Raw genomic sequence first — 11,456 nt, forward strand, 5'->3', positions numbered from 1 at the left:
CTCATTGGAGATCGGTAATACCCTAATGCCTTCCCAGCAATTAAAACATTGGTTTGCCACGCTAACCTCAAATAGCCCTTTCTTCTTTGCCATTCTTGATAAAAAACACAATTATCGAATGGTAAGTGACCGTTACTGCGATATCGCAGGTTTAAGTCATGAGGAAATCATCGGCTTAAACGATTGCCAGGTACTGGGTGAGCAGTTTTATAAAAAGCTGGCCCCTTACTATCAGCGTGCATTCAAAGGAACGCATGTCGAAGCCGAAATCACCCTCGATGAAACCGACCTTGAAACCAGCCTGCACTTTAGTCTGTCACCGGTTTTTGAAGGTAACGAAATTCGCTTTGTCGTTTTTCACGCCGTGGATACTTCAGAAAAGCAGATCCTCGTACGCTCCTTAGAGGAGTCCGAAAGTAAGTTTGCGAAATTAACACAACTACTGCCTGACGGTCTGCTGCTTATCGAAGATGACATTATCATCTCTGCCAACCCTGCATCAGCACGCCTTCTGGGACTGAACTCTCCCCATGAGTTGCTAGGCGAAGAGCTCAGCCGTTTATTCATCGATGAAAACAGCAAGAAAGTGTTTAGTCATCGTTTGAGTACATTAATTTCTGAAAAGCCTTTTGTTTGCTTAACCAGCGCGAGATGTGGCTTTGAACGAAAAGTTCAGTTACACGCAGATTCTACGGCGATATTAGGCAGCGAGTCTCAAATCATCTTGATCCAAGACGCTGACGATACACCTAAGAATTTGTCTTCTGCATCGAATGAAGACATACATATTGATTCGCTCACCAAACTGTACAACCGCTTTGGTTTTACCAAACGTTTGGAACAGCTGATCAAAAAGCAAACACCGCTTCTGGTGTTCTATTTGGATATCGATAACTTCAAAAATATTAATGACTCACTTGGTCACCACATTGGCGATAAAGTGATTCAAGAGGTATCAGCCCGTCTTAAACGATTACTGCCAAATCAAGCGATTATTGGTCATTTGGGTGGCGATGAGTTTGGCGTCATTCTGCCAGAACCAGAAAATACCCGCATGGCTGAAATTTTGTCAGATCGCATTATCTCGTTGATCAACCAGCCTTTCGACTTGCACCACTTCAGTAAACGCCTTGCGTGCTCAATTGGTAGCGTTCGTTACCCTGAAGACGGGCAAGATGCGCGAATCCTGCTACAAAATGCTGATACAGCGATGTATGAAGCCAAAGATCGTGGCCGAAATCGCCTGATCAAATTTAACGACCAGATGAACAAAGAAGCGCGCATGCGTTTGTGGCTTGAAATCGAACTGCAAAAAGCATTGCAGCAGAACGGGTTAGAAGTGTGGTATCAACCAAAGGTTAACGCGCGTGACTTCAGCATTAACGGTGCCGAAGCGCTCGTTCGTTGGAAACACCCTGTCGAAGGTTACATTAGCCCAGGTTCATTCATTCCTGTCGCCGAGCGTGCAGGGTTAATCGAACACCTTGGACGCGTCGTGATGCGTGATGTTTTCAATACGGTAAAACGTTGGAAACAACAAGGCATACTGCCAGGTCGTGTCGCTATCAACCTCTCTCCCGAGCAATTTGGTAACCCACAGCTGATCGACTTTATGGAAAAGTTACTTCGCACTACCGAGCTTGACCCAAGCTGCATTACCTTCGAGCTAACCGAAAGTGCCGTGATGAGTGATAGCGAACATACACTGCAAATGCTGAATGCGATTAAGAAACTGGGCTTCGCCCTCTCTATCGATGACTTTGGTACCGGTTACTCTTCCCTTTCCTACTTAGCGCGCTTCCCTATCGACGAGCTGAAAATCGACCGCGCGTTTATTAACGATATCGACACGCTACCCAAACAGGTCACTGTGATTGAAAACATCATTAATCTGGGTAAGTCACTCGACTTGACGGTCGTTGCCGAGGGGGTGGAAACCCACCAGCAAGCTACTTTGCTCTCTAACCTTCAATGTAATGCGATTCAAGGATTCCATTTTTATCGCCCACAGCCAAAACATGAAATTGAAGAGCTGTTTGTACAGAATCGTCGTCACAAGAACTAACCCCGACTCGATACCCTTACTCTCAAGGGGTAAATATCGACTTTATTGAGCTAAACCTAACTTAGGTCAATTTCGCTATTCATAATTCTTCATAAAATGCGGACACCTTTTTATTCTCAATGATTGTGAGCATATGGAACTCTTGTGTCCCGCGGGTAACCTGCCTGCGTTAAAAACTGCGATTGATTGCGGTGCCGATGCCGTCTACATTGGCTTCAAAGATGATACCAACGCCCGTCACTTTGCTGGCCTCAACTTTAACGGCAAAAAGTTAGAAAAAGCGGTGCAATACGTTCACGACCGCGACAAAAAAATTCATGTCGCGTTGAATACCTTCGCTCATCCCAATGGCTTTGAGCGCTGGACGAACGCGGTAGACAATGCAGCGGCATTGGGTGTGGACGCGCTGATTGTTGCAGACATTGCAGTTCTGGAGTATGCAGCTCGCAAATATCCCGATCTGGAACTACATCTTTCAGTGCAAGCATCAGCGACCAACATCGCAGCCATTGATTTTTATAAACAGAACTTCAACGTAAAACGTGTGGTGCTGCCTCGCGTCTTATCGATTCATCAGGTGAAGCAGCTTTCGCGCAACATCACTAGCGATGTCGAGCTAGAAGTCTTTGCTTTTGGTAGCCTTTGTATTATGTCCGAAGGCCGTTGTTATTTGTCATCATACATGACGGGTGAGTCCCCAAACACTGTGGGTGCCTGTTCTCCTGCCAAATACGTTCGTTGGCAAGAAACTGATCAAGGCCTTGAGTCTCGTCTAAATAATATCCTAATTGACCGCTACTGCGCAGGAGAAAACGCAGGCTATCCTACGCTCTGTAAAGGTCGTTTTGAAACAGAAATTGATGGTGAGAAAAAACGCTATCATGCTCTGGAAGAGCCAACCAGTTTGAACACCCTTTCGATGCTGCCAGAACTGTTTGCCGCTAATGTCGCATCTGTAAAAATTGAAGGGCGCCAACGCAGCCCAGCTTACGTAGAGCAAGTCACTCGAACATGGCGAGCCGCGATCGATCGCTACCAAGCCAACCCAGAAGCTTACCAAGTTGAAGCCGCATGGGATGCGACGCTCGCAAATGTGTCGGAAGGAACGCAAACCACCTTAGGTGCTTACCACCGTAAATGGCAGTAGAGGTTAAGATGGATAACTCAATGAAATACGCACTTGGCCCACTACTCTATTTTTGGCCAAAACAAGATGTAGAAGCCTTCTACCAACAAGCAAAACAAAGCTCTGCAGACATTATTTACCTGGGTGAATCGGTTTGCTCTAAACGCAGAGAAATGAAATCAGCCCACTGGTTGGAAATCGCTAAAGACTTATCTGCCTCTGGCAAGCAAGTCGTTATCTCTACGATGGCGCTACTGGAAGCACCGAGTGAAGTAAACATCATGAAGAAGTACATCAATAACGGTGACTTCGCCATTGAGGCTAATGACGTATCGGCGGTTCAATTAGCATCAGAGCATAAAGTGCCTTTCGTCGTTGGTCCTGCAATCAATACTTATAACGCACACACGCTCAACTTATTTTTGAAGCAAGGTATGGTTCGCTGGTGTATGCCTGTCGAGCTCTCTCGCGAATGGTTAAACGATACTTTAGTTCAGTGTGACGAGCTTGGTATTCGTAACAAGTTTGAAGTTGAGGTATTTAGCCACGGTTATTTACCTTTAGCGTATTCCGCTCGCTGTTTCACAGCCCGAGCTGAAAACCGAGCGAAAGACGATTGCGAAACCTGCTGTATCAAATACCCAACAGGAATCCAGGTCAGTAGCCAAGAAGGGCAAGAAGTCTTTAACCTTAACGGTATTCAAACACAATCAGGGTATTGTTATAACCTGATCAATGACTTACCAAGCATGCAAGGGCTAGTTGATGTGGTCCGCTTAAGCCCTCTAGGTGTGAGTACACTTTCTGAGTTAGAGCATTTTCGCTCAAACGAGCATGGCGACAACCCTGAAAAACTCGAAAGCCGCCAATGCAATGGCTATTGGCATCAGCTAGCTGGCTTAGAAGTAAAAAACATTTAGCTCTCCAAAAAAGAAAAGCGAGGCCCAACCTCGCTTTTCTCTATCAGCCATTGTTAACAGGCTTGCACTGTTGGCTCAGCCGAAGTTTCGTTTAGCAGCTTTTTCACGTCCCGCCACAACATACTGACCACGACTAAACTCAGCGCAATATTGGACAATGGGAAAGCCAGCCAAATACCTGTCACGCCAAACAGTTTCGGCATAACGAATAAAAACGGCAGTTGAACCAACATGTTGCCTAATGTCACAAACATGGCTTTGCTGCCTTTGTTTACCGATTGGTAGTACGCAGCCGCCACGACTAAAAAGCCATCTAGGAACAACGCAAACATGTGTAAACGAATCCCGATCACCGTGCTATCAATCAACTGTTGATCAGCATTGTTAAACACCGAGACCAACTCGTACGGGAAAAGGTTCATCAAACCCACAAACGCTACACCACCAAGCACAGATGTCCCCATTGCGACTTGCAGTAATTTCCTGACGTTCGCCGGGTTGCGCGCCCCGTGATTGAAACTCACTAGAGGTTGCATACCGTTCGCGATTCCCTCTGCAATCAGATAGTAAACCGTCACGATATATCCCAAAATGGCATACGCCCCGATCAACATTGCACTTCCGTACTGAGCAAATAATGCGTTGTGCATTGCCACCATCACAGAACCGTACGCGTACATAAAGAAGCTAGATGTACCGATCATTATAATCTTTGGTGCAACATCAACTTGAAACTTAAAGTCACTGATTCGAAGGCGTAAGGTCGCTTTTGAAGTAAAGAAGTAACCAATACCAAGCACGGTTACCACCAATTGTGCCAGCGCTGTAGCAATGGCCGCTCCGGTTAACTCCCACCCCAACCAAGCAATAAATAAGTAGTCTAATACAATATTAATGACAGCACCGATGACCATCAGCATCGTTGCTAAATTCGGGCTGTCGTCATTGCGTAAAAGAAATGGAACCGCGATAGAGCCTAGCGTAAATACGCACGCGACAATCAGAATATGCAGATATTGCAGCGCGAGTTCAAACACTCGCCCTTCCGCCCCCTGCCAGCGAATAAATTCATCTGAAAAATAGAACAATATGGTAGCAACGACCGGCATCAATATCGCCAACCCCCCCAATCCGGTCGTTAAAATACGCTTCGCGCCCTCATGATCGTTTTCTCCTTGCTTAATCGACGTTAGCGCACCAGTCCCCACCCCAATCATCATCCCTATACCAAGGATAGAACCGATGATCGGCCACGCAACATTGATCCCTGCTAATCCGTCAGCACCAACATAACGGCCAATAAAAATGCCATCAACTATTTGATATAAACCGTTCACGAGCATTGCTGCGACGGTTGGAATCGTATATTTCCAAAACTGTCTATAAATTGAGTTTTGCATGACTGCCACCAGTAGTTAGCAAAGCTAACCATTTAATTAGCAAGACTAACTAAATGGTTGAATTAAATAAAAGAAAAATGAAACACCAAAGGTTAATGCGTACAGCGGAGGCCTTTGGTTTAATTTAAAATGACTTATTGCTCAATGCTTTATTCAGTAAAGCTTGTAACTGCTCAGCTTCTTGCTGATTTAATTGTTGCATCATTTGTTCAGAGATATCTTTGTAAACCACCTGCTCCAAAGACATTTTTTCTGCGACTTCTTCTGTCAGCAATACACGCTTAGCACGGGCATCCTCATTACATGCGATGCGTTTCACCAAACCCTTTTTTTCCAAACGAACAACCATTGTCGATGCGGAAGGCTTAGTCACTTGCAACTCTTCTGCAAGATCGGTTATTCGTACACCCTCAGGGTAAACCTGAATCACACGTAAATAATCGAACTCATTAAAGCTTAGATGTGATAACGGATCTTCTTTGGCATAAACACGCCAAGCTTTGGCGCAAAAACGCTCTAAATCAATCAAGCTTTCTTCTAGTGCCATAAAATCCACCACCACTTAGTTAGCAAGGCTAACTATTTTAAATGAGTCACTCATCAAGTTCAATCATAAAAAAAGCCGCTCTCATCGAGCTGCTCTAAATCATTCAATTTCCTGCTTCTTAGCGGCCTTTAGCTTGGCCAATCTGTCTTGCTGTAATTGATCGTAGATTTGTGCCAGTTCCAAGAAGGAATACCGGTGCTCAACATAATCATAAACGTTGAACGAAATCGCGAGCTTATAAAGTGAGATGGCACTTGCGATGTCACCTTCAAGCTGATTACGCTTTCCAAGGTAGAAATACGTTTCCGTCAATCGTTCAGCTAGGCGATAGTTCTCTCTCGTTCCATCCATAATAGCTTTAAGAGCGTCTTCGTCCGAGACGTCTCGTAGCATGATAGCAACAAGAACCCATCCCCACTCTTCACTACGATCTCGTAAATAACGCTGTTGAAGATTGGCTTTTGCTTGCTCTGGATTTTGCTCAGCTTCGATGATGTACAGCCATAATGAACGAAAAGGATCCGTTGGCATTTCTTGATAGTGCTTGGTCATATCTTCTAAAGCGAGATCGATTCGGCCACCATAATACAGTGCAATCGCACGGTTGCGCTCAGCATAGGTATTATCCGGAGCCAACTCTATGGTCGAGTCAAACGCTTCATAAGCCGCGTCAAACTCACCCACTTGGGTGAAATACACCCCCAAAAGATTGAAGATATCCGGTTGAGCAGGATTCAACTGCAAAGACTGGTTAAAGTCCAAACGGGCAAGATCACGCAAACCAACGCTATCGTAGTAGCTACCGCGCTCATAATGCATTTTAGCGCGTACTTCATCACTGAGATCAGGACGTTGTAGCAACTGCGATAAACGCGCGATTTGTACTTCTTGTTGAACGCTAGGCTGAAGTGGCACCGCCATCGGTGGATATAGCCACTTTTGTGCTGATTGCTGAGAAGTATTTGCACAACCGGTCAGCGCGATAGCAACACATAAACTTGCGGTTTGAAACCATTTCACTAATTGATACTCCTGTTTGGACCGCTCAAAATTTATTTCTCTTAATGCAATATAGGCGATAACCTCGTTTGAGGTTAATGCGTCGAAATAAACCAAAAAAAGGGGAGCGAAAATGCTCCCCTTTTATAACATGCTTTCAGGCCCTTAATCTAATAAAAGGCTGAAAGTCTCATTTTGTCTTACTCGTCTTTCGCAGCTGGTGCTTCAGCAGCAGCTTCTTCAGCTGGCTTTTCTACCGCTTCTTTCATGCTTAGACGTACACGGCCTTGGCGGTCGATTTCAAGAACTTTAACTTGAACTTCTTGGCCTTCAGCTAGGTAGTCAGACACTTTCTCAACACGTTTTTCTGCGATTTGAGAAATGTGTACAAGACCATCTTTGCCTGGAAGAACCGTTACGAATGCACCGAAGTCAGCTAGACGTGCAACTTTACCCGTGTAGATACGGCCAACTTCAACTTCAGCAGTGATCTCTTCGATACGGCGGATAGCTTCTTTCGCAGCAGTGCCTTCAGTTGCAGCAATCTTGATAGTACCGTCGTCTTCGATTTCGATAGTTGTACCAGTCTCTTCAGTTAGAGCTCGGATAACTGCACCACCTTTACCGATAACGTCTTTGATCTTCTCTGCACTGATCTTCATCGTGTGAATACGAGGAGCAAATTCAGAGATGTCTTCACGAGCACCAGAGATTGCTTCATCCATTACAGATAGGATGTGCTTACGTGCGCCTTGAGCTTGGTTAAGCGCAATTTGCATGATTTCTTTAGTGATGCCTTCGATCTTGATGTCCATTTGAAGTGCAGTGATACCAGTGTTAGTACCTGCTACTTTAAAGTCCATGTCACCTAGGTGGTCTTCGTCACCAAGGATGTCAGAAAGAACAACGAAGTCGTCGCCTTCTTTAACAAGGCCCATTGCGATACCCGCAACAGAAGACTTGATTGGCACACCTGCGTCCATAAGCGCAAGAGACGTACCACATACAGAAGCCATTGAAGATGAACCGTTAGATTCAGTGATTTCCGATACAACACGTACTGTGTATGGGAACTCATCTACTGATGGCATTACTGCTGCGATACCACGTTTAGCCAGTTTACCGTGGCCGATTTCACGACGCTTAGGAGAACCTACAAAACCAGTCTCACCTACACAGTATGGAGGGAAGTTGTAGTGTAGTAGGAAGTGATCTTTACGCTCGCCTGTTAGCTCATCAATGATTTGAGCATCACGCTGAGTACCTAGAGTTGCCGTCACGATAGCCTGAGTTTCACCACGAGTGAATAGCGCGCTACCGTGTGTGCGAGGAAGAACACCAGTGCGTACATCTAGTGCACGAACCATGTCTTTTTCACGGCCATCAATACGAGGGTTACCCGCGATGATGCTACGACGTACGACTGTCTTCTCTAGATCATGGAAGATAGTGTGAATTTCTTTTGTATCCGCTTCTGGATCTTCAGCAAGAAGAACTTCATTTACTTCCGCAGCGATCTCATTGATACGGTCGTAACGAGCCATCTTCTCAGTGATTTTGTAAGCCTCAACAAGCTTCGCTTCTGCTAGCTCAGCAATCTTATCTTTAAGCGCTGTGTTTTCTTCAGGAGCTACCCAATCCCAAGCAGGAGTTGCCACTTCTGCTTTGAATTCGTTGATAGCTTTGATAGCAACTTGTTGTTGATCATGACCGTAAACAACCGCTGCTAGCATTTCTTCTTCAGTTAGGTTGTCCGCTTCTGATTCAACCATCAGTACGGCTGATTCTGTACCAGCAACAACAAGATCAAGCTTAGAAGTTTCTAGTTCAGTTTGGCTAGGGTTAAGTACAAGCTGACCATCGATATGACCAACACGCGCCGCACCGATAGGGCCGTTGAATGGAATGCCAGAGATAGCAAGAGCAGCAGAAGTACCGATCATTGTAACGATATCTGGCTGAACATCTGGGTTTACAGACATTACTGTCGCGATAACCTGAACTTCGTTTTTAAACGCGTCTGGGAATAGCGGACGGATTGGACGGTCGATTAGACGAGCTGTTAGCGTTTCGCCTTCAGAAGGACGACCTTCACGTTTGAAGAAGCCGCCTGGGATTTTACCCGCAGCGTAAGTACGCTCTTGGTAGTTAACCGTTAGTGGGAAGAAGTCTTGACCTGCAACGGCTTCTTTTTTACCTACAACAGATACGAATACAGACGTATCATCCATTGTGACCATAACTGCTGCTGTAGCTTGACGTGCAATAACGCCAGTTTCTAAAGTAACTGTGTGGTTACCGTACTGGAACGTTTTAACAACTGGTTTTTCGAACATTGTTATTCCTTGTTTCTAATCTTCCTTTAGTGCTTAAAGAAATCTTAGATGTGTTAATTGACACTCAAGGCATTACGAATCGCGACTAGTAAAAAGAAACTCGGAAATTCCTTTTGAATAGTCGCGACCTTTTGGTCGACGTGGTTGACTGTAATGCTATGAGCTTTTGAGAAAACCTCTTACAAGGTTTAGCCGCCAGTATTATAACGGCATAAGTCTAATTTGGCTAAATTTAGGCAACAAAAAAGGGGCATAAAGCCCCTTTTTAGACAAACTGCTATGCAGTCGCTGATTAGCGACGTAGGCCTAGACGTTTGATTAGGTCTTGGTAGCGAGCTAGGTTTTTACCTTTTAGGTAATCTAGAAGCTTACGACGACGAGAAACCATGCGTAGAAGACCACGACGGCTGTGGTGATCGCCTTTGTGCGCTTTGAAGTGACCTTGTAGGTGGTTGATAGAAGCTGTAAGTAGAGCTACTTGAACTTCTGGTGAACCAGTGTCGCCTTCGCCTTGTGCGTATTCTGCAACGATTGCTGCTTTAGTTTCTGCATTCAGAGACATAATTCTCTCCTAATAAGAGTAGGTTTAAAGTTGTAGCAGCCAATCTCTGATTCAGCCGCTACGCGAAGCGCGGATTATAGGGAAATTTCCTATCTCGTGCAATATAAAAATACCGACACTCAGGCCGGTATTTTCAATCATTTACTTGGATGCAACGTCATCTCGGAACACGACCAATCGCTTAGGAGCGATTTTGCCATCTTCGTTCATTTCGCCAACGCCAATAAATAAGCGTTCTTCACCCATAGTAAGGCGAAGTGAGCCCTCAGTTGGAGCACCAAATACTTGAACGGGCTGCCCATGTTGGACCATATGCGCCAGTTCAGGCACCAAGTTGACTTCTGGTAAGTCTTCTACCGCTGTATCCATTGGCAAAAGCAGTGGGTCCAGTAGTTCTCGAGGCGCTCGTTCCTCGCGGTGAGCTTGCTCTAGCAACTCATTTAGTTGCTCAAGTGTTACCATATTCTCGTAAGGGTATTTAGCAACACCAGTACGACGAAGCATAGTTACGTGCGCACCACAACCTAACATTTCGCCCAGATCATCAACGATAGTACGAATATAGGTACCTTTAGAGCAGTGCACTTCCATCTCTACTTCATCGCCTTCAAAACGGTGAAGAACAATCTCATATACCGTGATCTTACGAGATTCACGCGGAACTTCGATGCCTTTACGAGCGTATTCATACAAGGGTTTACCTTGATACTTCAACGCAGAGAACATGGAAGGCACTTGATCAGATTCACCACGGAACTGATCGATGCACGCTTCTAGCTTGTCTAACGTAACATCGACTGGACGCGTCTCTACAACTTCACCATCCGAGTCAGACGTATTGGTACGTTCACCCAGCTTTGCGATCACACGGTAGCGTTTATCAGAATCAAGAAGAAACTGAGAAAATTTTGTCGCTTCACCCAAGCAAATTGGCAGCATGCCTGTCGCTAATGGGTCCAAGGCTCCAGTGTGGCCTGCTTTCTCAGCAAAGTAGATTCGCTTTACTTTTTGCAGTGCATCATTGGAAGAGATGCCTGTTGGTTTGTCCAACAGTATAACGCCATTAATTGGACGACCTTTACGACGACGAGCCATTATTCTTCGTCCTCACGACCAGAATCTTTTTGCTTTTGTTTGTCTGAACTAACGACTTCAGACACTAGGTTAGACATACGCATACCTTCGACAAGCGTATTGTCATAGTGGAAGCGGATTTCTGGCGTTAAACGTAGACGAATACGCTTACCTAACATCATGCGAATGTGCACTTCGTGCTCACGTAGCGCTGCTAGACATGATTCTGGTGTTTGCTCACCCACACATAGGAAGGTCACAAATACTTTTGCGTACGCTAGGTCACGAGAGACTTCTACGTCTGAGATCGTCACCATGCCAAGGCGAGAGTCACGAACTTCACGTTGAAGGATCATCGCTAGTTCTTTTTGCAGCTGCTGTGCAACGCGCTGCGTGCGGCTAAATTCTTTTGACATATCTTTACTCT

At 45.3% G+C, this 11,456-nt stretch carries 10 protein-coding genes; 3 read left to right on the forward strand and 7 right to left on the reverse strand.

What is annotated here, in order from left to right; genetic code table 11:
* Nucleotides 1–25 precede the first annotated feature (25 nt).
* The 3 genes from ACWYVB_RS11865 (at nucleotide 26) to ACWYVB_RS11875 (ending at nucleotide 4,111) form a co-directional block, all read left to right on the forward strand.
* The gene (locus ACWYVB_RS11865; RefSeq protein ID WP_152811654.1) at nucleotides 26–2,065 is read left to right on the forward strand and encodes a sensor domain-containing protein; all 2,040 of its coding nucleotides are present in this window, start codon (nucleotides 26–28) and stop codon (nucleotides 2,063–2,065) included.
* A gap of 133 nt (nucleotides 2,066–2,198) precedes the next feature.
* Nucleotides 2,199–3,212 (forward strand): ubiquinone anaerobic biosynthesis protein UbiU, encoded by a 1,014-nt coding sequence (gene ubiU / locus ACWYVB_RS11870; protein ID WP_005394650.1) that lies wholly within the window; start codon nucleotides 2,199–2,201, stop codon nucleotides 3,210–3,212.
* A 20-nt stretch (nucleotides 3,213–3,232) separates the two neighbouring features.
* Nucleotides 3,233–4,111 (forward strand): U32 family peptidase, encoded by an 879-nt coding sequence (locus ACWYVB_RS11875; protein ID WP_041853020.1) that lies wholly within the window; start codon nucleotides 3,233–3,235, stop codon nucleotides 4,109–4,111.
* A gap of 53 nt (nucleotides 4,112–4,164) precedes the next feature.
* Here the strand turns inward: ACWYVB_RS11875 and ACWYVB_RS11880 are convergent, their stop codons facing one another.
* The 7 genes from ACWYVB_RS11880 to rbfA all read right to left on the reverse strand — a co-directional run bounded on the left by ACWYVB_RS11880 (nucleotide 4,165) and on the right by rbfA (nucleotide 11,445).
* Nucleotides 4,165–5,511: an MATE family efflux transporter gene (locus ACWYVB_RS11880; protein WP_395222239.1), complete on the reverse strand. Its 1,347-nt coding sequence runs from the start codon at nucleotides 5,509–5,511 to the stop codon at nucleotides 4,165–4,167.
* Nucleotides 5,512–5,635: 124 nt separating this feature from the next.
* Nucleotides 5,636–6,058 carry a MarR family winged helix-turn-helix transcriptional regulator gene (locus ACWYVB_RS11885; protein WP_005394653.1) on the reverse strand — a complete coding sequence of 141 codons (423 nt, stop codon included), beginning with the start codon at nucleotides 6,056–6,058 and terminating at the stop codon, nucleotides 5,636–5,638.
* A gap of 99 nt (nucleotides 6,059–6,157) precedes the next feature.
* Nucleotides 6,158–7,078: a lipoprotein NlpI gene (nlpI, locus tag ACWYVB_RS11890; protein ID WP_012841449.1), complete on the reverse strand. Its 921-nt coding sequence runs from the start codon at nucleotides 7,076–7,078 to the stop codon at nucleotides 6,158–6,160.
* Between the two features lie 179 nt (nucleotides 7,079–7,257).
* A complete protein-coding gene (gene pnp, locus ACWYVB_RS11895) occupies nucleotides 7,258–9,393 on the reverse strand; it encodes a polyribonucleotide nucleotidyltransferase (RefSeq protein ID WP_005394655.1) in 2,136 nt (711 codons plus the stop codon).
* Between the two features lie 292 nt (nucleotides 9,394–9,685).
* Nucleotides 9,686–9,955, reverse strand: coding sequence for a 30S ribosomal protein S15 (rpsO, locus tag ACWYVB_RS11900; RefSeq protein ID WP_005380094.1), 270 nt, complete (start codon nucleotides 9,953–9,955; stop codon nucleotides 9,686–9,688).
* A gap of 141 nt (nucleotides 9,956–10,096) precedes the next feature.
* Complete coding sequence (gene truB, locus ACWYVB_RS11905; RefSeq protein ID WP_395222240.1) at nucleotides 10,097–11,050, reverse strand: tRNA pseudouridine(55) synthase TruB; 954 nt, start codon at nucleotides 11,048–11,050, stop codon at nucleotides 10,097–10,099.
* A complete protein-coding gene (gene rbfA / locus ACWYVB_RS11910; RefSeq protein WP_005380087.1) occupies nucleotides 11,050–11,445 on the reverse strand; it encodes a 30S ribosome-binding factor RbfA in 396 nt (131 codons plus the stop codon). Before rbfA ends, truB begins: the two co-directional genes overlap by 1 nt.
* Between the last annotated feature and the right edge of the window lie 11 nt (nucleotides 11,446–11,456).

Source organism: Vibrio sp. JZG10 (assembly GCF_054064075.1).